Here is a 22,467-nt window from a genome sequence, read left to right as displayed (position 1 = left end):
CGACCGTGACAGCAAGTTACCTGCTTAAACGCCTGCTGCTGATGATTTACACGCTGCTGGTGGTGTCGCTGCTGGTGTTTGGCATCACTCAGCTGCTGCCCGCCGATGCCGCGGTTACGCTGCTGGGACAAAACGCCACGCCGGAAGCGCTGGCGGCGGTGCGGGCGCGGCTTGGGCTGGATGCGCCCGCCTGGCTGCAATACTGGCACTGGCTGACACAGGCGCTGCAGGGCAACTTTGGCGTGTCGATGCGCAATGGCCTGGCCGTCGGGCCAACGCTGCTGACGGCGCTATCGCGCTCGCTGCTGCTGGCGCTGTGCGCCCTGTTACTGATGCTGGTGATCGCCATTCCGCTCGGCATCTGGGCGGCCGTGCGGCGCGGTAAGACCGCCGATGTGCTGGTCAGCGTGATCTCGTACATGGGCATCTCGTTTCCGGAATTCGTCACCGCCACGCTGGTGCTGCTGCTGTTTGCCGATGTCTGGCAGATTCTGCCCGCTACCGGCTACGTGCCGCTCAGCGAAAATTTTATCAGCGGTATTCAGCACCTGATTCTGCCGTCGATCACCGTTGCGCTGATTCTGGTGGCACACGTTTCGCGCATGGTGCGCTCGGAAATGGTTGACGTGCTGCACACCGACTACGTTCGCGCCGCGTGGCTGAAAGGCCTGTCGCGCCGGCGCATCCTGTGGCGCCATGCGCTGCGCAATGGCCTGTTGCCCACCATCACCATTGTGGCGCTCGACGTCGGCTATCTGCTGGGCGGGATTGTGGTGGTGGAGGAGATTTTTGCCATTCCCGGTATTGGCCGGGAGCTGATTGTCGCGGTACAGGCGCGCGATCTGCCCACTATTCAGGCCGGCGTGATGATCCTCGCGGCAACCTATGCCGTGGTGAATTTCCTCGCGGATTTGGCCTATGTGATGCTCGATAAGCGGATTTCCTATGCCTGAAATACTGAAACGATTACTGCGCTCGCCGCAGGGTGCGGCGGGGGTGCTGATTCTGCTGCTGGCGCTGCTGATGGTGGCGGGCGGCGCGCACGTGGCACCGTTTGATCCGGAAGCGATCTCGATCCTGACGCGTTACCGCCCGCCCAGCGCAGAACACTGGTTCGGCACCGATCAGCTGGGGCGTGACATTTTCAGCCGGGTGCTGGTCGGCGCGCGATCCACCATTTTGCTGTCGCTGCTGGCGACCGCGCTGGCGATGGTTATTGGCTCGGTGCTGGGCACCGCCAGCGCCTACCTTGGCGGCAAAGTGGATGAATTCCTGATGCGCACCATGGATGCGGTGATGGCGATTCCCAGCCTGCTGTTTGCGCTGCTGATTGTCAGCACTTTGGGGCAGAGCAGCATGAACGCCGTGCTGGCCATCACCATCGCCTTTGTGCCGGGCATGGTGCGCATTGCGCGCAGCGTGGCGCTGGCGGCGCGTCAGCAGGACTACATCAGCGCCGCCATCGCGCGCGGCGAAGCGGGTTACTACATCATTCTGCGCGAAATGCTGCCGAACATTCTCGCGCCGATCATCGTGGAAGCCACCATTCGCGTGGCATTCGCCATCATGCTGTTTGCCACGCTGAGTTTTCTCGGCCTCGGCGCGCAGCCGCCCGAGCCGGAGTGGGGGCTGATGGTGTCCGAAGCGCGCAGCTATTTCTTTAAAGCACCGTGGATGATGATGATCCCCGGTCTGGCTATCGCGCTGGTGGCGATTGGCTTCAACCTGCTGGGCGATGGCCTGCGTGATGTGTTAAATCCAGGGAGCCACAAATGAAGAGTCCGCACAACCCGGTGCTGTCGGTGGACAATTACAGCCTCGATTATGCGTTAGCGCGCGGCCATTCGCTGCCAGTACTGCGCGATATCACCCTGCAGGTGATGCCGGGCGAAGTGCTGGGGCTGGTGGGGGAGTCCGGCTCCGGCAAGACCACCCTCGGCTGGGCGATCATGCGCTGGCTGGCCAGTAACGCACGCGAGCAGGCGGGTGATATCCGGCTGAACGGCGAAAGCCTGCTGCAGCTGCCAGCGCACCAACTGATGGCGCTACGCGGTAAAAAGCTTGGCATGATTTTTCAGGATCCCAGCGCGTCGCTGAACCCGACGCTGACGCTGGGTGAACAGGTCACCGAAGTGCTGCGACGTCATCGTGGGCTGTCAGCGCGCGAAGCGCAGCAGCTGGGGGAGTCGCTGCTGCGCGATGTCGAGCTGAAGCACCCGGCACGCATGATGCAGCGCTATCCGCATCAGGTTTCCGGTGGTGAGAAGCAGCGCATCCTGATCGCTACCGCCTTCGCCTGCCAGCCGGACTGCCTGATTTTTGATGAGCCGACCACGGCGCTGGACGTCATCAGCTCGGCGCAAATCCTCGATCTTTACGAGCGACTGCGCGCCGAGACCGGTGTCGCATCGCTGTATATCTCACACGATCTGGCGCTGGTGGCGAAAGTGGCCGACCGCGTGTGCGTGCTGGAGCAGGGCCGCATCGTCGAGCAGGCCGCGACGCGCACGCTGTTCAGCGCACCCGCGCATGCGTATACGCGCAAACTGATTGCCGCGGTGCCGGATCCGCAGCATCGGCTGGTCGCGGATGCGGCCGGCAGTCAGCCGCTGCTCAGCCTGCAGGCGCTGACGATTGATTATGGCCAGCACGGCGTGCTCGATCGGCTGCTGAAACGGGAGGCGAACACGACGCGGGCCGCCAATGCGGTTTCGCTGACGGTGCATCAGGGCGAAATTCTCGGCGTGGTCGGCGAGTCCGGTTCGGGTAAATCTTCACTCGGTAAGGCGATAACCGGCCTGGTGCCGTTCACTGGCAGTCTCGATTTCTGCGGCGCAACGTTATATGGCCGCGCGCAGATGGACCCGGCGTATCGCCGCCGTGTGCAAATGATTTTTCAGCATCCGGACGCGTCACTCAACCCGCGCATGACCGTCGGCGAAATCATCGCGCGTCCGCTGCGGCTGTATGGACTGCCACCAGGAGAAAGCGAGGCGCAGGCGGTGGCGCGTCTGCTGCAGGAAGTGCGGCTGTCTGCGGAATTTGCCAGCCGCTATCCGCACGCGCTGTCGGGTGGGCAAAAGCAGCGCGTAGCGATTGCGCGCGCCTTCGCTAACCCGCCGGACCTGGTGATTTGCGATGAAATCACGGCGGCGCTGGATGTGTCGGTGCAGGCCACCATCATCGAGCTGCTGCTGGAGCTGCGCCGTCGCTACGGCACGGCGTATCTGTTCATCACCCACGATCTCAATCTCATCCGGCAGATCGCTCATCGCGTGGCGGTGATGTATCGCGGCGATGTGGTGGAAGTGCTGCCCGGCGAGAATATGCGGGCGCAGGCACAGCATCCTTACACCCGTGCACTGCTTGATGCCGTGCACATCCCTGATCTGACCCAATCCGTGGCATAACGAGAAGCGCATGAACCCTGAAGAGTTAATTCATCACATCGATCGTGAATACTGCCTCGCTTTCCTGGCAAAAATGGTGCAGCACAAAAGTTACAGTGCCACCGAGGGCGAGCGCAAATTAGCCCGCTATATGGCACAACAGATGGCGCAGCTGGGCCTGGAGACTGAACTGCAGCCGGTGGCCGGCGATCGGCTGAACGCCATTGGGCGGCTGGCCGGCAGCGGAGGCGGCCACAGCCTGCTGTTCAACGGTCATCTTGATACTAACCCGGTCACCGAAGGCTGGACCGTCGATCCCTGGGCGGGAAAAATCGACGAGCAGTTTATTTACGGCATCGGCGTTTCTAACATGAAAGCGGGCGATGCCGCCTATTTCTGCGCGCTGAAGACGTTGATTGATGCCGGCGTGAAGCTCAGGGGTGACGTGATCCTCACTTATGTGGTCGGCGAGTTACAGGGCGGCATCGGCACGCTGGCGGCGATTGAGCAGGGCGTGCGCGCCGACTATTTCATCAATGCCGAACCCACGGATTTACAGGCGCTGACCATGCATGCCGGCTCGCTAATGTTCACCATTGAACTGACCGGCGATACGCGCCATCTGTCAAAGCGTGAGGAGGCGGTTGATGCGATTGCGGCGGCGGTCGAACTGATTCCGCAGATCAATAACATCACCTTCAGCGGAGCGAAAAGCGCAGAACACCGCAAAATTAACCGTGGTCATATTGGCACCGTACACGGTGCGCTGGGGCGGGATTTGCAGGAGTGGCGGCCGCCGCAGGTCGCGGATTTTGTCCGCCTGAAAGGCTCCGCCCGCTTTGCGCCGGGGCAAACGGTGGACGGCGTGCTGGCCGACCTGCAGGCCTTGCTGAATGTACTGTGCCAGCGTTATCCGGGTCTGCAGGCGCAGCTGTTCGATGACGGCCTGCGCGATAAACCCACCATGCTGCCGTTTGAGGTGTCGCCGGAATCGCCGATTGTTCAAGCGGTCAATCGCGGTTGGCAGACTGTGCGCGGCACGCCGCAGCCCACCGGGGTGATCACGCCGCCCGCCTTCTACGGTACCGATGCGGCCCACCTGTATCAGCATGCGGGCATGGAGGGCATCGTGTGCGGGCCCGGCGGCAAGTACAACACCATGCCGGACGAGCGCGTCGAGATCAGTGAGTTTCTCGATATGGTGCGCATCTATTTGCTGGCGATCCTCGACATCTGCCAGCCGGTTGAACCGGCGTCATGATCGCCGACGCGCTGTCACGGCTGCGCAGCGCCATGCGCGCCGCCGACATCGAGGTGATGCTGATCGATCATGGCGAACTGCTGGCATGGTTAACCGGTTATACCGTGTCGGAAACGCGTTATCGTGCCTGTCTGGTGCCGTTGCAGGACGAACCGTGGATGGTGCTGCGCCAGCTGGATGCCGCGCCGTGCCGCGCGCAGTCACCGCAGCTGGCGATTGACGCGTACCGTGATGAAGACGATCCGTGGCTGGCGGTGGCGCAAAGCCTGACGCGGCGCGGCTATCAGCGGGCGCGGCTGGGCGCGGATTATGCATCCTACGGCATGACGGTACATAGCTGGCAGCAGCTGGCGCGCCATCTGCCCGGGGTGCGCTGGTGTGATGTCAGCGGTCTGAGCGACCGGCTGCGCGGCGTCAAATTTCAGGCTGAAATCGCCAGCTTACGCCAGGCCGCCGGCATTGCCGATGCCACGCTGGCCCAGCTTAGTGCGCAGGTGCAGGGCGGCTGGCGCGTGCGTGATGTCGCCGCGCTGGCGGCGGCACAATTTCTGCGGCTCGGTGCTGACAGCGGTGAAACCGGACCGATTGTCATCGCCAGCGGCGATAGCGGCTTTTTGCATGCCAGCGGCCATGAGCAGCGTCTGCAAGCGGGCGATGTGCTGCACGTTGAGCTGATCCCAAAAGTGCGGCACTACAGCGCGCGCCTGATGCGTCCGCTGATTGTCGGTGAAATCTCTGCGGCGCGCGCGGCGCTGGCACAACAGCTGATCGCCATTCAGGATCGCCAGCTACGGGCGATGAAGCCGGGCATTGCGGCTTGTACGGTGGATGCCGTCGCGCGTGAGGCGGTGCTCAGCGCCGGGCTGCGTGAGGATTACAGCAACATCACCGGTTATGCGCTGGGTCTGTATACGCGCACTCCGCGTCCGAGCGATTTCAGCTGCTGTTTTCATCCTCAGGCGCCGTGGTTACTGGAGGAAAACATGGTGTTTCACATGTATATTTCAGCGCAGGGCCTCGCCTTCAGTGAAACCGTGCGCGTCACGGCACAGAGCGCAGAGCGACTCACCACGCTGCCGCGCCAGCCGTTTACGCTGCCGGCTAACAATTAACAGGATGATGTACAGTGCAGGACGTTGAATTAATCGATTTGGCTGCCACCTTGCCGGGCCTGATATTTGATCTGAAATACGCCACCGCCGATAACATCGCCGGATATGCCATTTATCGCGACGCGCAGGCGCTGCTGCATCCGGATGCCGCAGCCGCGCTGCGCCGCAGCTGCGATATCGCCCGGCTGGCGGGATTTCGCCTGCTGGTGCTGGACGCGTATCGTCCGCAGCAGGCGCAGTGGCACTTGTGGGATGCCTGTCCGGACGCGGATTATGTGGTGCCACCGGCGCGGGGCTCGAATCACAGCCGTGGCGTGGCGATCGATGTGACGCTGGTGGATGAGGCGGGCAACATTCTGGAAATGGGGACCGGGTTTGACGACATGTCTGCTGAGTCGCACCCGTTCCATCCCAACGTGCCGCAGCAGGCGCAGCGTCATCGCCTGTTGCTGAACGCCATCATGCTTGGCGGCGGTTTTGTCGGGATGCCCACCGAATGGTGGCACTTTGAACTGCCGGATGCGCAAAACTATCCGCTGCTCAGCGATCGCTTTGCCTGCGTCAGCCGGGCTGATCGCGCTCCTGTGAGTGATATTGCGCGTTAATAATCGCGTTGCTGAAGCGGGGGGTTCTGCGCCTTCCCGCCTTGACACGCCCTCCGTTCCGACCCCAGAATGCAGCTTGTTCCAAGGGGTGCCCTGTTAGAGGGCTGAGATTCTACCCGCGCGGCTGTCACGGCCGGCAACGTAGTGACCCTCTGAACCTGATCCGGCTAATACCGGCGTAGGGATGTGGAACCGGGGTCACTGCACGCCCTCATTCCCTCTTTGCGCCTTTCTGCGAATTCTGCGCATCACTCAGCCCCTGGCTGGCCGTTATGCCGCAGTCCAAAGAGGGCACCTTCATGACCGAAGCGTCAATCATTGCCGCGCTGCTGGCATTTATGCAGCGCGAAGAAACCACCGAAGCGGATTTCAACCAGCTGGCGCTGCAGCTGTTCGCGTGGCAATTCGAACACAATCTCCCTTACGCCCGTTTCGCCCGCCAGCACGGCCGTACGCCGCTGACGGTCAAACAGTGGCGGCAGATTCCGGCGGTGCCGATTACGGCGTTTAAAGATCTGACGCTGAGCTGCCGTCCAGTGGCGGAGATTCCCCACATCTTTATGACCAGCGGCACCACGGGGACCGGCCGGGGGCGCAGCTATCACCCGACGCTGGCGGTTTACGATCGCTCGATGCTGATCAATTTCCGCCAGCGCTTTATGGCCGGATATCCGCGCCTGCCGATGGCGATCCTGTTTCCACACAGCAGCGAGCTGCCCAACTCTTCGCTGGCCCATTATTTGACGCTGGCGATGCAAGAATGTGGCACGCCAGACAGCGAAGTGATGGTGGATGCGCAGGGGCTGAAACTGCCGCGTCTGATCGCCGCGCTGGAGCAGGCGCAGGCCAGCGGCCAACCCTATGCCCTGCTGGGTGCCAGCTACAGTTTTGTCCACCTGCTGGACGAACTGGCGCGTCAGCAGCGGCGTTTCAGGCTGCCGCCGGGCAGCCGCATCCTCGACACCGGGGGTTTTAAGGGCCAGTCGCGTGAAGTTGCGGCGGAAGCGTTTTATAGCGCGCTGCAGCAGACGCTCGGCGTGCCGCGTTCGCACTGCATCAATATGTACGGCATGACTGAACTCAGCACGCAGTTTTACGATGCCGGCAATGAAATCTGCCCGCCGGTGAAATCCGGACCGCACTGGATCCGCACGCGTGTGGTCAACCCGCTGACCGGTGCGGACGTGCCGGAAGGTGAGACAGGCGTACTGGTGCATCACGATCTCGCCCATTTCAATTCTGTTTCCGCCATTCTGACCGAAGATGCCGGCGTGATGGTGCCCGGCGGGTTTCAGCTGCTGGGGCGCGTCGCGGACGCCGATGCCAAAGGCTGCTCGCTGGCGATGGAATCGTTTCTCGCTGCCGCGCAGGCGCGGGCATGAAACTGTATGCCGGCCATCTGCCGGGCATCCGCCACAGCGAGGTGGCGTGGCACAGCCTGCACTTTGGCCAGCAGGGCAGCGCGCTGGAAGTGTGCGTGCCGGTGCTGTCCGAGGCGCAGATTGTCACGCTGGCGGCCAGCGTACGCGATAACGCGCGCCGCTACCTGCACACCCTGAGCGTAGCGCGCATCACCGCGTTGATTGATGAAGCTATCGCGCGCCTGCTTGACCGTTCGCACCCGGTGCGCCAGCAGGCGGAGCGGTTGCTGCCGCTGGTTACCGGCTATGACGCCGGGATGCTGCGGCTCGGTTTAACCGGCTATCTCAAAACCTTCCGTGAACCGCAGCTGCGGCGTTTTCTGGCGGAGGATTTCGGCAACGTGCAGATGCTGGACGATTTTCAGCCGCGGCCAAAAGGCGGCTTTGCCCGCGCGTTTGGTCCGCAGCTGTTGCTGCAGGTCTGGGCCGGCAATGTGCCGGGTTTGCCGCTGTGGAGCCTGATTGCCGGCCTGCTGGTGAAGGCGGGAAGCGTGGGCAAAGTGGCGAGCGCTGAGCCGCTGATGGCGGGCTGGTTCGCCCAGCTGCTGGCGGAGATCGATCCGCAGCTGGGCGACTGTCTGGCCGTCGTATGGTGGCAGGGGGGTGATGAAAGCACTGAGCAGCAGTGGTTCCGCGAGTCAGACGTGGTGATGGCTTATGGCGGAGAAGCCGCGCTGACGGCGATGCAGCGGCGTCTGCCGCCAGCCACGCGCTTTCTGCCGCACGGCCATAAAATCAGTTTTGGCATGGTGGCGCGGTCGGCGCTGGACGTCCGGCGCGGTACGGCGCTGGCGCGTCAGGTGGCTTACGATGTGATGCGCTATGACCAGGCCGGCTGTTACTCGCCGCAGGCGCTGTTTATTGAGCGCGGCGGCCGGGTGACGCCGCAGGAGTTTGCTGCTTACCTCGCCCATGAACTTGCCGCGCTGGCACAGCGCTATCCGCGCGCGACGCTGACGCTGGGTGAAAGTCAGGCTGTGGCCGCGTGGCGTAACGCGGAGGAAATGCATGCGCTGAGCGGTGACCGCACGCTGTACGGCGATGAGCACGATGCCTGGGCGGTGGTGTACGTCGACAAGCCGGAGCCGTTACAACCGGGCGCGCTCGAACGTACGCTGAAGGTGATTGCCGTGGATATGCTGGAGGAGACGGTAAGCTGGGTAGCCGCGCAGCGCGCGTATCTGCAAAGCGTTGGCCTCGCGGCCGCGCCCGAGGTGCTGTTTCGGCTGGCGGCGCAACTCGGAGCGGCGGGCGTCACGCGCATCACGGCGCTGGGTAACATGACTTCACCGGAGGCGGGCTGGCATCACGATGGCCGTTTTAGCCTGCTGGATCTGGTCACACTGTGCGAAATCGAACAGGCGGCGGAAACCGCCGCTGAACATTATGCGCCCTATCTTGACTGAGCGGGCGTGGAGAAACGCAATGAAATTCAGCAATCACACCGTGCTGGTGACCGGCGCCAGTCGCGGTATTGGCGCCGCCATTGCCCAGGCCTTTGCCGCCGAAGGCGCGTTTGTCGTGGTCAACTATTTACGTAATCACGACGCCGCTGCGCAGGTAGTCGCGGCCTGTGAAGCACAGGGCGGGGGGGCACTGGCGATTGCCGCCGATGTGACCTGCGCCGCACAGGTAGCCGATATGATGCAGCAGATCGACGCCGCTACCGGACGACTGGATGTGGTGGTGAACAATGCCTTCGCACCTTATCGCTTCGATCCGGACCAGCGCCAGCGCTTCTGGGAAACGTCCTGGTCCGCTTACCAGACGCAGTTTGATGGCGCAGTGAACGCCTGCTACAACGTGTGTCAGGCGGCCTTGCCGCTGATGCGCCGCCGGGCGCGCGGCAGTATCATCAATCTGGTGAGTGATTTGATCGCCCGGCCAGCGGTGGCTTATCACGACTATATCACCGCAAAAACCGCGCTGACGGGCTTTAGCCGGACGCTGGCGGCCGAACTGGGGGCGCTGGGTATTCGGGTGAACTGCGTGGCGCCGGGACTGGTGTATCCCACCGATGCCAGTCAGCATACGCCAGAAGCGGTACGCCATGCGCTGACAGCGCAAACGCCGCTCGGACGACTGGCGCGCGCTGCGGATATCACCGGGCCGGTGCTGTTTCTGGCATCAGCATGGAGCGAATTTGTCACCGGCCAGACGCTGTATGTCGATGGCGGGTTGGTGATGCAGGACCATTAAGCCAGGTCGCCAGTCACCGCACTGGCGACCTGCCACCGCCCGCCCGGTACCTCAATCCCTTATTCCGCCATGCCCACCGTCATGCAGCTATCTGCGCATTGCAGGCAAATTTCCGCACAGGTCTGACAGTGTGGATGCTGGTGCTTCTGGCACTCCCAACCAGCCAGCTGACAGGCCATCGACGTGATGGTACAGAGCTGCTCGCTCAGTTCACTCTGAGCAGCCAGCAGTTGGGCGGTTACGCGACACAGCGCCGCGCACTGCTGATTCAGGCTAATGCAGACGCTCATCTCACTGGCGTCAGCGTCCAGCAGACAGGCGGCTGCACATTGGTCGCAGGCGGTCGCGCAGCGATAGCACAGCGCAATACAGTCATTGAGGTCAGCGTTCATGCGTTTCCCTTAGCGTCAGGTTAATAGCGACGCAATAGTGAGCGTGAATGGAGAATTTAGCTAAAAGCGGGGTGATATCAAGCGGATAGCGGGTAATTAATCCATGTAAGGTGCATTGCGTATGCAATAATTCCTTAAATATTGCGGAGTTAGCCAATTGTAAGCTTGTGTATATATATCAGCCCGGGTAATTAACGCAGATTAAATAAAAGTGTACAACTCTGCGTGGCTTGTACAAATATAGGGTGCCTGAAGCTGATAGTTAGATAATCAATGATTTAATTTTAGGATAAATAAACTGAAAAGCGGTCGCCTGATAAGCGAAGCGGTAAATAACGCAGGATCGCTGAAGATTTGATCGATTAATTGTTTTCGGATGGGAAAATTACTCTCCTGACAAGGTTAGACGTGCGTTTAAGCGAAGCGTAAACGCGATGTCAGGAGAGCACAGTGCAAAAAGTTATCGAGGTTAAATCAATACAAAGATGGGGAGTAGTTATTTACGACGACTGATCTTTCCTCCCTTCCTGCCGGCTTCAATGGCGCGCTGTGGGTCATTTTTGAAGTTACCACCACTGACCTGACCGCCTTTGCGGCCTGCTTCAGCCGCGCGCTCCTTATCGGCGGCGAAGTTGCCTGAACCCCCACGACGTTGCGTCACTTTTTCTTCCTCTTCAGGTTTCTTCTTTGGATCCTTCATTTTTTCCTCTCTGTTCATACCCGCATGAAGCAAAAATAAATGTAGCGATGTTTTTACCATAATCAAGCCAGGAATAATCTTAACTTTTAATTTACAGCACGTTGGTTGTTTAACGATGAGTCAATTTCAGCTGATTTATTCCGGCAAATCATTTGGGGGGGGATTGTTAACATTTTACTTTCATAAAGGGAAGCGTTCTTTTAGCGGCGCTAATGTGAATTGATGACGTTATGACAATTAACCGCTGTCGCATTTCTTAAAAACCTTTCTTGCACAGCCCGGCTTGCTTGCTACGTTTAATTAAGTTGTTCGCCTGGACTTAATTAGCGCTTCGCTTATTTTTCAGATAACCAGCCTGAAAGCGATGAGGTCAAAGCGTGCTGCCCGATCAGGGATCCATCTCTGACGCCGTTGAGGTAGATCGCCCGTGTCATTCACTTTGGAGCAAACCATGACGAAGGAATCTGTATATCTGGACTGGCTGCGCGATGCGCATGCTATGGAGAAACATGCGGAGAGCCTGCTGAAGGCGGCTGCATCACGTCTGACGGATCATCCCGCATTGCAGGCGCGTATTGAGCAGTATCTTGAGCAGAGCCGTGACCAGCAGCAGCAGGTGAAAACGCTGCTGCGCCAGTATGACAGCAGCTGGTCGGTGCTGAAGGAGTCGTTAGGCCGGATGTCGGTGGTCGGTCAGGCCGCCAGCGACATGCTGCAGGATGAAGAGGGCATCCGTGTGGCCGTCAGCAGCTACGTGTTCTGTAACTATAAAATCGCCACCTACTCGACGTTGCTGGTGGCCGCAGAGCAGGCGGAAGAGGGGGAGGATGTCAGGATTGTGCGGCGCATTCTGCAGCAGGAAAGCCAGATGGCCAGCTGGCTGCTGCAGCTGCTGCCACAGGCGGCAGAGGAAGCCATTGTGCTGCGCACGGAACCTGAGCTTTCCGGCACGGATTAAGTCATCCTGCGGCGCGCCCTAGAGATCAATCACCAGTTCCGCCGATTTGCTGCGCGAGCAGCATAAGGCGATGTACTGCTCCGGGGCGCTTTTTTCGCTGTCAGACTGCACGGTATCGCGGTGATCGATCTCTCCAGCGGTAACCCGCGTCAGGCAGGCGCCGCACATGCCCATCTCGCAGGAGAGCGGAACGTCGACGCCATGCTCCAGCAGCACCGTGGCAATGGTTTTGTCAGGCGGAATGGTACATTGCTGCCCACTGCGTGCCAGCGTCACGGTAAAGCCTTCTTCAGCCCCAGCCTTGCGGGCGACAGGTTTGAACGCTTCAGCGTGTATGTTGGCGCTGTCCCAGCCGCGCGCCAGCGCCTGCTGCTGCATGTGCGTCATAAACCCTTCCGGCCCGCACAGGTACAGATGCGTGTCGGCGGCAGCATCAAGCAGTTCCGCCGGTGGATAATCACGGGCGCTGCGGCCTTCGCTGCTGTACCAGATTTCACAAAATCCATGCTGGTAACGCTGCGCCAGTTCGGCGGCAAAAGCTTCATCACCGCGCTGGCGCACGAAGTAATGCAGCACAAAAGGCACGGCGGCGGCCTCCAGCGCCAGCGCCATGGCGTACAGTGGCGTAATGCCAATTCCAGCCGCCAGCAAAATGACTTTAGCGGCCGGTTGCAGAGGAAACAGGTTGCGCGGTGGCGAAATCGCAATCGTCTGGCCGGGGCGCAGCGTGTCGTGCACGTAGCGCGATCCCCCGCGTGATTGCCCGTCGCGGGCAATACAGATTTGATAGCCGCGCGCGTCATCGCAGCGTCCGGTCAGTGAGTACTGACGTATCAGGCCATCACGCAGGTGGACATCAATGTGCGCACCCGGTTGCCAGTCCGGCAGCGGCTGGCCATTTTCTGCCACCAGCGTGACGCTGAGATTGTGACGTCCCTGACGATACAGGCCATCCACCACCACATTCAGCAGATCACTCATCGTTGCCTCCTTACACCAGGAAAAATTCGCCGAAGCCCATGCGCTTCAGACCACGACGATAAGCAATGGAGCTGCGATCGGCCGGGATATGCGCTTCCAGAGCGGGGTCGAGCGGCAAACGCTCCGGCTGCTGGGTTTCCACCATCAGGCGGTCTTCTTCGAACACGCGCTGATTGAAGGCGTGCACCTCTTCAACCGGGATGTGCAGGTCAAAATTACGCGCGATAGGTGCAAACATGCGCGTTTTGCGCGCCGATACCGGCGACGCGGCATTCATGATCACCAGGCGCGATTCGCCGGGGAAATGAATGGTCAGCGTGGCGGTAAACGGCAGATGCATCTCGAAATGACGCAGCCAGCTAAATCCTTCCGGCGCCTGCTGCGGACTGTCAGCGGCAAAGTTACTCACTGAGCTCCAGTAATCCACGGCAAAGCCGGTCTCGGTTTCGACCGGGTTATAGGCAGGTACTACCTGGTTGTTGGGATCGGCGAAGGTTTCCGTGTGCACCCAGGCGAAGTGCGCCACATCCAGAAAACCTTCCACCTGGCGTCCGGCAAAGCCGTTGACGTCAAAACCGGGGCAGTTGATCTGTTGAAAACCGGCATCATCCCAGTGCGGCATGGTGGGCAGCGGCGCGGGCTGGTCAGCATCCGGTGCGAGGCACACCCAAATCAGACCAAAGCGCTCTTCCACCGCATAGCTGATCAGATTGAGTTTGGCCGGAATCGGCTGATCGGGGCTGGACGGGATGCGATTGCAGCGGCCACCGGCACCGAAGCGCAAGCCGTGATAAGGGCAGACGATACCCTCTTCATCATGAAAACCCAGCGTCAGCGGGACGCCACGATGCGGGCAAACGTCGCGTGCCGCTACCACCTGACCCTGCAGACGATACAGCACCAGCTGCTCGTCAAGCAGCACCGCTTTGGTCGGTGCGCCGGCGATATCACAGGAACGGGCAACCGGATGCCACTGTCGCGCCAGACGCAGCCAGTCATCAGGTTCAAACGTGCAGTGTGCGGGAGGCGTAATGTTATTCATGCTGTTGTCCTGTCAGGTGCTCACACAAGGCGAAATAGAAGGCTTCATTTTTGTCAGGACATTGTTAATATGCTTGCCTGTGCAAATCCATCAGCAAGAATGCAGCCAGGTGTTGCAAAAAACCGTACAGGTGAGCAATGAGCCCGTTTTCCCGCTTTGCCGTCTATTTTGCCGAAGTGGCGCGCAGTGGCAGTTTGCGCAAAGCCGCTGAGCAACTGCACGTTTCCGCTTCTGCCATTAACCGGCAGATTCTGCAGGCGGAAGAGAGTTTTGGTACGCCGCTGTTCGAACGTTTGCCGGAAGGGCTGCGCATGACCACCGCCGGAGAATTGTTGTATGACGATGTGATGCGCTGGCAGCGTGAGTTTCGCGTCACGCGGCAGCGTTTCGATGATATTCAGGGACTCAAGCGCGGTAACGTCACGGCCGGGCTGGTGCAGTCGCTGACCAAAGGCAGCGTGGCAGACGCCATCGCCGATATCGCACGCCAGCATCAGTGGCTGCGGCTGGAGCTGACGGTAGACAACAGCCACCGCATCAGCCAGATGATTCGCCAGTCGGAAATCGATTTTGGCCTGATTCTCGATCCCGCCGGGCAGAGCGGACTGGAAGTGCTGGCGTTTGCCGAACTGGAGATGGGCGTGGTGATGGCCGCTGACCATCCGCTTAGCACGAGGCCGCTGCTGTCGCTCAGTGAGCTCAGTCATGAGCGACACATTGTGCCTGGCGCCGCGCTGGTGGTCCACGAACGTGTCGATGCGCTGTACCGCAAGCAGGGCCTGGCGCCGGAAAACATTATCGCCTGTAACGACATCCGCCTGATTCGCAGCCTGATCGCGCAGGGCACCGGCATCAGCGTGCTGAGCCTGCTGGACGTAATGACCGAGGTGCAGGAGAACCAGCTCTGCTTTGTACCGCTCAGGCACAGCGTGATGCGACCGCTGACCCTGGCGCTGTGTACTGCGCCGTCACGCCAGCTATCGCGGGCGGCGCAGATGGTGATTCAGCGCATGACTGAGGTGATAGAGGCGATGGCCAGTGTCAGGCCCGCAGGCGGGCCGTAATCACGTTCAGTGCCCGGTTTCGGCATGCGGCGCGCGGGTTTTGCTGGCACCGGCACCGCCCGATGGACGGGCGATAATAATACCGAGAATACCGCCGACAATCAGCGCTATCGCCACAATCAGCAATCCTGAGTGATAACTCTGCGTCGCATCTTTCATTTTTCCCAGCAGCGGCGGTAAACCCAGTCCGACAAAGTTTGCCACCGTATTGATAAAGGCAATCGATGCCGCAGCGGCTACGCCAGCTAATTTTTCTGTGGTCACGGCCCAGAATATTGGCGTCAGGGCAAAGTTAAGCCCGACGGTGAAGACCAGCAAAATATAGGCGAGCAACAGGCTGCCCGAATAAATCGCGCCGGTTAATGCCAGGCCCGATAAAATTAATGGCAAGCCCATATGCCAGGCGCGTTCACCGCTGCGATCGGAATGGCGTCCGTTTAAATACATAAATACGCAGGCCATCACAAAGGGCAGGGCGGATAGCAGGCTGATAATAAAATTGCTCTGTTCTGCGGCCATGCTTTTAATAATCAACGGCATGAATAACGTAATGCCGATGGAGCCGAACGCCTGTAAAAACCACACCAGACTAAGCAATAACACCGTACGATCTTTTAATGCCTGCAGCCAGGAGTGGTTCTTATTCAGGATAACACCCAGATTGTCCTGTTCGAGGCGCTGACGCAGCCAGTGTTTTTGCGGTGTAGTTAACCAGACAGCATCGTCAGGCTTATCGGGTAAGCGCCACAGAACCAGACAACCAAGCACCACTGCGGGAATGCCTTCCAGCGCGAAAAGCCAGCGCCAGCCTGCGATATCGGCAATGCCATGCATATTGAGAATGGCACCGGAAATGGGCAGACCAATAATCGACGCGCCCACCGATCCCATATAAAAGAAAGACATTGCCCGTGCGCGGTTACTTTTAGGGAACCAGCAGGAAATATAATAGATAATACCCGGCGCAAAACCGGCTTCGGCCATACCGAGTAAGAAACGCATCACATATAACTGATTGGCGCTATGAACCAGCGCCATGCCGGTACTGACAATGCCCCAGGTAATCATAATGCGCGCTATCCAGCGCCGGGCACCGACTTTGGTCATAATGACATTGCTGGGAATCTCAAACAGAATGTAGGAAATATAGAACATGCCGACACCGAGGCCGTACATGCTGGTGGTAAGCCCGAGATCGGCATTCATTTGCAGCGCAGCGATAGAGATATTGGTTTTATCGAGATTAGCGACAAAATAACAGATTACGATAAACGGGATGATGCGCTTATTTAATTGACTCAACGTAGAACCAGAAACATCGGAACTTATCATATCCACCTCGTCACGCAGCATTACGCCACTCCGCGCCGGCAGACAGGCGCAAGGGTAGCGATGTCATGAATGATCTGTTTCGCTTGCTAAGCAATAAATGAAGTGCAGCCGAAAATAAAAATCATTTTATTTCGGCCACGCGGCAGCATTAACTATGCCGATAGTGATATTGCACATGAGCGATATAAATCGTCATGAGTAAGAAGTGTAGTACAATCTATTTTGATTGTACTACAATAGAGATCACAGATTGGACGATTGGCAGGCGTTAAACGATCGCGGCGTAATCACCGGTACCCTCCGGCCAGGGTGTGAGCAGGTCGAAGCCGGTATCCGTGACGGCGACAGTGTGCTCCCACTGCGCGGACAGGGAGCGATCTTTGGTCACCACCGTCCAGCCATCAGACAGCACGCTGGTGCCCGCTTTGCCGGCGTTAATCATGGGCTCAATGGTAAAAATCATGCCAGCCTGCAGCGCCAGCCCCTGGCCCGGCGTGCCGTAATGCAAAATTTGCGGATCGCCGTGGTAGATCTCGCCGACGCCGTGACCGCAATACTCGCGTACCACGGAAAAACCGGCCTTTTCAGCGACCTGCTGAATAGCCGCACCGATATCGCCCAGCGTTGCACCGGGTTTCACCACCCGAATGCCTGCCACCATTGATTCATACGTCACGTCAACCAGGCGCTTAGCGCGTACCGAAGGCTGACCGACGAAATACATGCGGCTGGTGTCGCCGTACCAGCCGTCTTTGATGACCGCCACGTCGATATTGACGATGTCGCCGTCTTTGAGCTTTTTCTCGCCCGGAATCCCGTGGCACACCACGTGATTAACCGAGGTGCAAACGGTACGGGTATAACCCTGATAGCCAATGTTAGCCGGAATGACCTTTAGCTCATTGACAATATAGTCGTGACAGCGGCGATCCAGTTCATCGGTGGTGACGCCGGGTTTCACCCAGGGCGCGATCATCTCCAGGACTTTGGCGGCGGCGTGACCGGCGGCACGCGCCCGTTCAATCTCTTCAGCGGTATGCAGTTTGATACTCATTGCGCGATTCCCTGCGGAATAAAGGAAGGTTGGTCAAGCAGCTGCGCCAGTTCAGCGCCGCCATCACGTTCGACCCGCATCAGCAGACGCGTCAGTTCCTGATGGCTGAGCTGCGGATAAAGTTCGGCCAGCATGCCGATTTTCATCCAGTGCTCCGCCTGCGCGTTGATCGAACGACTGAGCGCCGTGCTGGCGATGCGCAGGTTCTCATGCATTAAATCTGAAATTTTGACGATACCCATGGCTGGCCTTTATATGAAACGTATATGCTATGTATATAGCGTATCCACAACGGCATGATTTGCAAGTTCAGATTTTCGCCTGTCGGTAAATTTGCGAAATTTGTCAGAAAATCAAAAACATTGTTTAGACCAATACGTTCTCGTCTCCACGCGGACCGGGATACTTTTTGGTCATAGAAAGATTTTTATGACCGGGTAGCCGCTGCGATTCTCGTGAAGAGAAATGAGGTGATACGAAAACGGCACGGCTTTTGCTTGACTCACTTTTTGGCATCAAAGGGTGGGGGAGCAATGGATGACGCACTGAGTTGGTTACAGGCCTCAAGGCAAAGCGATATTGCCAGCCTGCAACGCCTTCGCCAGACCGGCAAACTCATTACCACCGTCAGCGAGCTGGTGCATCAGCTTCAGCGCGAGCGGGGGGCGAGCAATCTGTGGATATGTTCAGAAGGCAGGCTTTACGGCGAGCAGCGGCTCGCCAGTGAGCAGGATGTGACGCGCTGCCAACGGGATTTTTGCCAGGCCTTACCCAGGGTTGAAGCCCAGCCGGGATACAGCCGCTTCTGTAACCTGATCGCCGCCGCGCTGCAGGCCCTGGCTGGATTACCGGCGTTGCGCCAGCAGATTACGCAACAGCAGATCGCGCACGCGCAGGCCGTTGCGGCGTTCAGTACCATTATCCGTAGCTTACTGAACCTGGTTTTTGAGGCCGCCGACACCGCCAGCCATCCTGACATTACCCGCGCGCTCATTGCGCTGTTCAGCTTTATGCAGGGCAAAGAGCTGACGGGACAGGAACGCGCCCTGGGAGCGGCCGGCTTTGCTGCCGGACAATTCAGCGCGGAGCAGCGCAGCGCCATGGTGGCCTTAATTGAAGCACAGGAACAAAGCTTTTCGACCTTCCAGCAGTTTGCCGATGAGGCGGTTTTACACCACTGGCAGCCGCTGGCGCAGGCCAGTCGTGAAATTGAACGACTGCGACGCATTGCCTGTACCGACGGTCGGCGGGACGACAGTGGCGCGCTGCACTGGTTTTCGCTGCTGTCACAGCGCATCGACCAAATGAAATTGCTGGAGGATCGGCTGTCAGCCACGCTGATGTTGCGCTGCCGCGAGGCGATCGCACTGGCACAGCATCAGGCAGCTGAACCTCTGCATGTGGCGCAGTCGGGCTGCGATTTTACATTATATGTCTCCGGGGTGGACTGGCTGCCCACCGAGTCCGGTGCGCTGAACAGCGACGGGCTGGCACCCCAGCTGGGTCGTTCACTGCTGTCGTTGATCACGGAGCAGTCTCAGCGTTTACAGCATCAGGCCAATGAGCTGGCCACCCTGCGCGCCACGCTGGAAGAGCGCAAACTGCTCGACCAGGCCAAAACCTGGCTGATGCAGCAGCATGGGCTGAGTGAAGAGCACGCCTGGCAACGGCTGCGTAAAAGCGCGATGGATCAGAATAAACGGCTACCGGAAATCGCCCAGGCGATCGTCACGGTGGCAGCCACAATGAAGAGATAACTCTAAAGCGTTAGCTGCACAATGCTTGTGCGTGGTCTGCGTCACAAACGTGCAAAATCGGTTAAAAAACCAGCCCGGCGAAAGCCCTGATCGCCACGCGCAGGGCCGTTTCAAAGCTGGCATGCAGTTTGCTTTACCCTATTAAGTGTATGCATTTGCTTTGCCAACGGCGGTAAAGCGAGTGCTTTTGGATAAAGGCGTCCATCTCCCTGTAAAAGCAGTGGAGAGGACGCCTTTTTTATTTCCTGAGGGTGGCAAAAAATGAGCAAATCGCCAGTTTCACTGTCTCGACGTCAACTGCTGTTATCCAGCGCCGCCGCTGGCGGGCTGTGGCTGTTACCGGGATTGCGCAACACCGTATGGGCGGCGGGTTCCGATGCGCCAGAAAAAGCCACCGTGCGGGTGGGATTTATCCCACTGACCGACTGTGCGCCGGTCGTCATGGCCTCGGTGAAAGGCTTCGACAAAAAATATGGTCTGACGCTACAGCCCAGTAAAGAAGCCAGTTGGGCAGCCGTCCGCGACAAACTGATCTCCGGTGAGCTCGATGCGGCACACGTCCTGTACAGCATGATCTATGGCCTGCAACTGGGCGTTGCCGGCCCTCAGCATGCGATGGCGAACCTGATGACGCTCAATAACAATGGCCAGGCAATCTCCCTGTCGAACCAGCTTAAAGCGCAAAAGGTCACCGATGCCGCCAGCCTGAAAAAGACCATCGACAGCAAGGCCAAAGGCAGTCTCACCTTTGCGCATACCTTTCCGACCAGTACCCACGCGATGTGGCTCTACTACTGGCTGGCGAATGCCGGTATCAATCCATTTGATGACGTGCGCACTGTCGTCGTGCCGCCGCCGCAGATGGTGATGAATATGAAGATTGGCAATATGAGCGGCTTCTGTGTGGGCGAGCCGTGGAATCAGCGCGCTATCAGTGATGATATTGGTTTTACCGTCGCTACCAGTCAGCAGATTTGGCCCGATCACCCCGAAAAAATTCTTGGCACCCGCGCCGCGTGGGTGAAAGAGAACCCCAATACGGCGCGCGCGCTGACGGCGGCTGTCCTGGAGGCGGCACGCTGGATCGATGCCTCCGATGATAACCGCCGCGAAACGGCGCAGGTGCTGGCCGGACGCGCATGGATCAACACCAAACCTGAGATTCTGCAGGGTCGCATGCTCGGCCAGTACGAAAACGGGCTGGGACAGAAATGGCAGGACCCGCATGCGATGCGCTTCTTCCATGACGGCAGCGTCAGTTTCCCGTATCTGTCCGATGGCATGTGGTTCCTCACCCAGCTTAAGCGCTGGGGAATGCTGACCGAGGATCCGGACTATCTGGGCGTCGCAAATCAGATCAACCGAATTGATATCTACAAACAGGCAGCGAGCGCCGTCGGCAACATCACGTTGCCCGGCAGTGAGATGCGCAGCAGCACCCTGATCGACGGCAAGGTGTGGGATGGCACGAATCCTGCCGTTTACGCCGCCAGCTTTGCCATTAACCACAAAGAGAGGTCGTGATGAAAAGCCAGACTCGCTCCCTGACGCAGCCTGAGACGCTGCCCACCCGGGCCACGGTGGTGCCCCTTCAGGTCACGCCAAAAAAGATGCGCTCGCCTGCGCGCCTGCGTCCGTTTTTGCAGCGTGCCATTCCCGCGCTGTGCGGTGTGATGCTTCTGCTTCTGATCTGGCAGATCGCGGCCCTTTCCAGCAAAGGCTTTCCCGGCCCGTACGCCACCTGGGAAGCGGCGAAAATCCTGTTCGCCGATCCGTTCTATAACAACGGCCCTAACGATCAGGGCATCGGCTGGAATGTGCTGGCCTCGCTGCAGCGCGTCGCTATCGGCTTTGGCCTGGCCGCGCTGGTGGGGATTCCCGCAGGCTTTCTGCTGGGGCGTTTTGCCTTTGTGGCACGCATGTTCAATCCGGTTATCGCGCTACTGCGTCCGGTCAGCCCGCTGGCCTGGCTGCCTATCGGCCTGCTGCTGTTCCAGCGCGCCGAACCGGCCTCCAGCTGGACCATTTTTATCTGTTCTATCTGGCCGATGATTATTAATACCGCCGAAGGTGTACAGCGCATTCCACAGGATTACCTCAATGTGGCGCGCGTGCTGCAACTGTCGGAATGGACCATCCTGCGCCGCATCCTGTTTCCCGCCGTTCTGCCTGCGGTGCTGACCGGGGTCCGCCTGTCGATTGGTATCGCCTGGCTGGTGATCGTGGCTGCCGAAATGCTGACGGGAGGCCTGGGGATCGGCTTCTGGATCTGGAACGAGTGGAACAACCTCAATGTTGAAAACATCCTGATTGCCATTTTGCTGATTGGCGTCGTCGGCCTGCTACTGGAGCAGGGACTGATGCTGCTGGCGCGTCGCTTTAGCTGGGATAAATAAGGGGAACACTATGCAACCTATCATTCGTGTACAGCAGGTCAGCCAGCGTTTTACCACTTCCGGCGGCGATTTTCTGGCGCTCGATAATGTCAGCTTTGATATTCATCAGGGGGAAACCCTGAGCCTGATCGGCCACTCCGGCTGTGGTAAATCCACGCTGCTCAACCTGATCGCCGGTTTAACCCGACCTACCAGCGGCGTCCTGTTATGCGATAACCGCGAAGTCACCGGCCCCGGCCCTGAGCGCGCCGTTGTGTTTCAAAACCACTCGCTGTTGCCCTGGCTGACGGCGTATCAGAACGTTGAGCTGGCGGTAGAGCAGGTGTTTAAAGGCAAGATGAACAAGGCGGAAATGCGTGACTGGATCGAGCACAACCTGAACCAGGTGCAAATGAGTCATGCCATGCATAAACGCCCCGGCGAGATCTCCGGCGGCATGAAGCAGCGTGTCGGTATCGCCCGCGCGCTGGCAATGAAACCTCGCGTGCTGCTGCTCGACGAACCCTTCGGTGCGCTGGATGCCTTAACGCGCGCGCATCTGCAGGACAGCGTCATGCGCATCCAGCAGGCGCTGAACACCACCATCGTCCTGATTACCCATGATGTGGATGAAGCCGTGTTGCTGTCCGATCGGGTACTGATGATGACCAACGGTCCGGCGGCGCAGGTGGGCGATATCCTGACGATCGACCTGGTCCGGCCGCGTTCACGCGTGGCGCTGGCGGATGACGTGCGTTATCACCAGCTGCGCCAGAAAGTGCTGCATTTTCTCTACGAAAAACAGACTTCGGCGGCATAAGGACG

General features: G+C 59.1%; 22 protein-coding genes and 1 riboswitch. Of the genes, 15 read left to right on the top strand and 7 right to left on the bottom strand.

From position 1 onward, the window contains the following. Positions 1-5 precede the first annotated feature (5 nt). The 9 genes from KOL70_RS16510 (at position 6) to KOL70_RS16470 (ending at position 9,987) form a co-directional block, all read left to right on the top strand. Positions 6-953: an ABC transporter permease gene (locus KOL70_RS16510; RefSeq protein ID WP_021508731.1), complete on the top strand. Its 948-nt coding sequence runs from the start codon at positions 6-8 to the stop codon at positions 951-953. Beyond that, positions 946-1,776, top strand: a complete 831-nt coding sequence (locus tag KOL70_RS16505) for an ABC transporter permease (protein WP_058781361.1) — start codon at positions 946-948, stop codon at positions 1,774-1,776. The genes KOL70_RS16510 and KOL70_RS16505 overlap by 8 nt, the downstream gene beginning before the upstream one ends. After that, positions 1,773-3,410, top strand: a complete 1,638-nt coding sequence (locus KOL70_RS16500) for an ABC transporter ATP-binding protein (RefSeq protein WP_215481050.1) — start codon at positions 1,773-1,775, stop codon at positions 3,408-3,410. The genes KOL70_RS16505 and KOL70_RS16500 overlap by 4 nt, the downstream gene beginning before the upstream one ends. 10 nt (positions 3,411-3,420) lie before the next feature. Beyond that, positions 3,421-4,650 carry a M20 family metallopeptidase gene (locus tag KOL70_RS16495; RefSeq protein ID WP_215481048.1) on the top strand — a complete coding sequence of 410 codons (1,230 nt, stop codon included), beginning with the start codon at positions 3,421-3,423 and terminating at the stop codon, positions 4,648-4,650. Beyond that, the gene (locus KOL70_RS16490) at positions 4,647-5,762 is read left to right on the top strand and encodes a Xaa-Pro peptidase family protein (RefSeq protein ID WP_215481047.1); all 1,116 of its coding nucleotides are present in this window, start codon (positions 4,647-4,649) and stop codon (positions 5,760-5,762) included. The genes KOL70_RS16495 and KOL70_RS16490 overlap by 4 nt, the downstream gene beginning before the upstream one ends. A 14-nt stretch (positions 5,763-5,776) precedes the next feature. Then, complete coding sequence (gene ddpX / locus KOL70_RS16485; RefSeq protein ID WP_215481046.1) at positions 5,777-6,367, top strand: D-alanyl-D-alanine dipeptidase; 591 nt, start codon at positions 5,777-5,779, stop codon at positions 6,365-6,367. Between the two features lie 74 nt (positions 6,368-6,441). After that, a riboswitch (TPP riboswitch) is annotated at positions 6,442-6,571 on the top strand. A 68-nt stretch (positions 6,572-6,639) separates the two neighbouring features. After that, on the top strand, positions 6,640-7,749 hold the full coding sequence (locus KOL70_RS16480) for a long-chain fatty acid--CoA ligase (protein WP_254185872.1): 1,110 nt from the start codon (positions 6,640-6,642) through the stop codon (positions 7,747-7,749). Continuing rightward, positions 7,746-9,194, top strand: a complete 1,449-nt coding sequence (locus tag KOL70_RS16475; RefSeq protein ID WP_215481044.1) for an acyl-CoA reductase — start codon at positions 7,746-7,748, stop codon at positions 9,192-9,194. Before KOL70_RS16480 ends, KOL70_RS16475 begins: the two co-directional genes overlap by 4 nt. A gap of 19 nt (positions 9,195-9,213) precedes the next feature. After that, positions 9,214-9,987 carry an SDR family oxidoreductase gene (locus KOL70_RS16470; RefSeq protein ID WP_059011983.1) on the top strand — a complete coding sequence of 258 codons (774 nt, stop codon included), beginning with the start codon at positions 9,214-9,216 and terminating at the stop codon, positions 9,985-9,987. A 59-nt stretch (positions 9,988-10,046) separates the two neighbouring features. Here the strand turns inward: KOL70_RS16470 and KOL70_RS16465 are convergent, their stop codons facing one another. Further along, positions 10,047-10,379 (bottom strand): four-helix bundle copper-binding protein, encoded by a 333-nt coding sequence (locus KOL70_RS16465; protein ID WP_058781368.1) that lies wholly within the window; start codon positions 10,377-10,379, stop codon positions 10,047-10,049. Between the two features lie 496 nt (positions 10,380-10,875). After that, positions 10,876-11,040 (bottom strand): general stress protein, encoded by a 165-nt coding sequence (locus KOL70_RS16460; RefSeq protein WP_010615780.1) that lies wholly within the window; start codon positions 11,038-11,040, stop codon positions 10,876-10,878. Between the two features lie 490 nt (positions 11,041-11,530). Here KOL70_RS16460 and KOL70_RS16455 point away from each other — a divergent pair, with 490 nt between their 5' ends. Beyond that, entirely contained in the window at positions 11,531-12,037 is a 507-nt protein-coding gene (locus KOL70_RS16455; RefSeq protein WP_058781369.1) for a DUF892 family protein, read from the top strand. Positions 12,038-12,055: 18 nt separating this feature from the next. Here KOL70_RS16455 and KOL70_RS16450 read toward each other — a convergent pair whose 3' ends face one another. After that, positions 12,056-13,018, bottom strand: coding sequence for a PDR/VanB family oxidoreductase (locus KOL70_RS16450; protein WP_215481042.1), 963 nt, complete (start codon positions 13,016-13,018; stop codon positions 12,056-12,058). 10 nt (positions 13,019-13,028) lie between these two features. Further along, positions 13,029-14,060, bottom strand: coding sequence for an aromatic ring-hydroxylating dioxygenase subunit alpha (hpxD, locus tag KOL70_RS16445; RefSeq protein ID WP_215481041.1), 1,032 nt, complete (start codon positions 14,058-14,060; stop codon positions 13,029-13,031). Positions 14,061-14,197: 137 nt separating this feature from the next. Here hpxD and KOL70_RS16440 point away from each other — a divergent pair, with 137 nt between their 5' ends. Further along, entirely contained in the window at positions 14,198-15,124 is a 927-nt protein-coding gene (locus KOL70_RS16440; protein WP_021508717.1) for a LysR family transcriptional regulator, read from the top strand. 6 nt (positions 15,125-15,130) lie between these two features. Here the strand turns inward: KOL70_RS16440 and KOL70_RS16435 are convergent, their stop codons facing one another. The 3 genes from KOL70_RS16435 to KOL70_RS16425 all read right to left on the bottom strand — a co-directional run bounded on the left by KOL70_RS16435 (position 15,131) and on the right by KOL70_RS16425 (position 17,752). Continuing rightward, positions 15,131-16,456 carry an MFS transporter gene (locus tag KOL70_RS16435; RefSeq protein WP_216864122.1) on the bottom strand — a complete coding sequence of 442 codons (1,326 nt, stop codon included), beginning with the start codon at positions 16,454-16,456 and terminating at the stop codon, positions 15,131-15,133. Positions 16,457-16,724: 268 nt separating this feature from the next. After that, positions 16,725-17,510, bottom strand: a complete 786-nt coding sequence (map, locus tag KOL70_RS16430) for a type I methionyl aminopeptidase (protein WP_150059739.1) — start codon at positions 17,508-17,510, stop codon at positions 16,725-16,727. Then, positions 17,507-17,752, bottom strand: a complete 246-nt coding sequence (locus KOL70_RS16425) for a ParD-like family protein (protein WP_010615787.1) — start codon at positions 17,750-17,752, stop codon at positions 17,507-17,509. The genes map and KOL70_RS16425 overlap by 4 nt, the downstream gene beginning before the upstream one ends. 291 nt (positions 17,753-18,043) lie before the next feature. Here KOL70_RS16425 and KOL70_RS16420 point away from each other — a divergent pair, with 291 nt between their 5' ends. The 4 genes from KOL70_RS16420 to KOL70_RS16405 all read left to right on the top strand — a co-directional run bounded on the left by KOL70_RS16420 (position 18,044) and on the right by KOL70_RS16405 (position 22,462). After that, positions 18,044-19,267 carry a nitrate regulatory protein gene (locus KOL70_RS16420; RefSeq protein WP_021508714.1) on the top strand — a complete coding sequence of 408 codons (1,224 nt, stop codon included), beginning with the start codon at positions 18,044-18,046 and terminating at the stop codon, positions 19,265-19,267. A 261-nt stretch (positions 19,268-19,528) separates the two neighbouring features. Next, positions 19,529-20,791 carry a CmpA/NrtA family ABC transporter substrate-binding protein gene (locus KOL70_RS16415; RefSeq protein ID WP_215481039.1) on the top strand — a complete coding sequence of 421 codons (1,263 nt, stop codon included), beginning with the start codon at positions 19,529-19,531 and terminating at the stop codon, positions 20,789-20,791. Then, the gene (ntrB, locus tag KOL70_RS16410) at positions 20,791-21,663 is read left to right on the top strand and encodes a nitrate ABC transporter permease (RefSeq protein WP_021508712.1); all 873 of its coding nucleotides are present in this window, start codon (positions 20,791-20,793) and stop codon (positions 21,661-21,663) included. Before KOL70_RS16415 ends, ntrB begins: the two co-directional genes overlap by 1 nt. A 10-nt stretch (positions 21,664-21,673) precedes the next feature. Then, positions 21,674-22,462 carry an ABC transporter ATP-binding protein gene (locus KOL70_RS16405; protein WP_021508711.1) on the top strand — a complete coding sequence of 263 codons (789 nt, stop codon included), beginning with the start codon at positions 21,674-21,676 and terminating at the stop codon, positions 22,460-22,462. Positions 22,463-22,467 lie beyond the last annotated feature (5 nt).

Source organism: Pantoea sp. B270 (genome assembly GCF_018726825.1).
GTDB classification, from domain to species: Bacteria; Pseudomonadota; Gammaproteobacteria; order Enterobacterales; family Enterobacteriaceae; genus Pantoea; species Pantoea dispersa.
Note: the sequence above shows the minus strand (reverse complement) of the source record. Positions and strands in the feature narration are given on the sequence as shown.

Coding starts and splice junctions, on each gene's coding strand:
- KOL70_RS16425 (WP_010615787.1), bottom strand. CDS start 17,752: ATGGGTATCGTCAAAATTTCAGATTTAATGCATGAGAACCTGCGCATC.
- ntrB (WP_021508712.1), top strand. CDS start 20,791: ATGAAAAGCCAGACTCGCTCCCTGACGCAGCCTGAGACGCTGCCCACC.
- KOL70_RS16495 (WP_215481048.1), top strand. CDS start 3,421: ATGAACCCTGAAGAGTTAATTCATCACATCGATCGTGAATACTGCCTC.
- KOL70_RS16490 (WP_215481047.1), top strand. CDS start 4,647: ATGATCGCCGACGCGCTGTCACGGCTGCGCAGCGCCATGCGCGCCGCC.
- KOL70_RS16470 (WP_059011983.1), top strand. CDS start 9,214: ATGAAATTCAGCAATCACACCGTGCTGGTGACCGGCGCCAGTCGCGGT.
- KOL70_RS16405 (WP_021508711.1), top strand. CDS start 21,674: ATGCAACCTATCATTCGTGTACAGCAGGTCAGCCAGCGTTTTACCACT.
- KOL70_RS16455 (WP_058781369.1), top strand. CDS start 11,531: ATGACGAAGGAATCTGTATATCTGGACTGGCTGCGCGATGCGCATGCT.
- hpxD (WP_215481041.1), bottom strand. CDS start 14,060: ATGAATAACATTACGCCTCCCGCACACTGCACGTTTGAACCTGATGAC.
- KOL70_RS16435 (WP_216864122.1), bottom strand. CDS start 16,456: ATGATAAGTTCCGATGTTTCTGGTTCTACGTTGAGTCAATTAAATAAG.
- KOL70_RS16505 (WP_058781361.1), top strand. CDS start 946: ATGCCTGAAATACTGAAACGATTACTGCGCTCGCCGCAGGGTGCGGCG.
- KOL70_RS16480 (WP_254185872.1), top strand. CDS start 6,640: ATGCCGCAGTCCAAAGAGGGCACCTTCATGACCGAAGCGTCAATCATT.
- KOL70_RS16415 (WP_215481039.1), top strand. CDS start 19,529: ATGAGCAAATCGCCAGTTTCACTGTCTCGACGTCAACTGCTGTTATCC.
- map (WP_150059739.1), bottom strand. CDS start 17,510: ATGAGTATCAAACTGCATACCGCTGAAGAGATTGAACGGGCGCGTGCC.
- KOL70_RS16500 (WP_215481050.1), top strand. CDS start 1,773: ATGAAGAGTCCGCACAACCCGGTGCTGTCGGTGGACAATTACAGCCTC.
- KOL70_RS16450 (WP_215481042.1), bottom strand. CDS start 13,018: ATGAGTGATCTGCTGAATGTGGTGGTGGATGGCCTGTATCGTCAGGGA.
- KOL70_RS16440 (WP_021508717.1), top strand. CDS start 14,198: ATGAGCCCGTTTTCCCGCTTTGCCGTCTATTTTGCCGAAGTGGCGCGC.
- KOL70_RS16465 (WP_058781368.1), bottom strand. CDS start 10,379: ATGAACGCTGACCTCAATGACTGTATTGCGCTGTGCTATCGCTGCGCG.
- KOL70_RS16420 (WP_021508714.1), top strand. CDS start 18,044: ATGGATGACGCACTGAGTTGGTTACAGGCCTCAAGGCAAAGCGATATT.
- KOL70_RS16475 (WP_215481044.1), top strand. CDS start 7,746: ATGAAACTGTATGCCGGCCATCTGCCGGGCATCCGCCACAGCGAGGTG.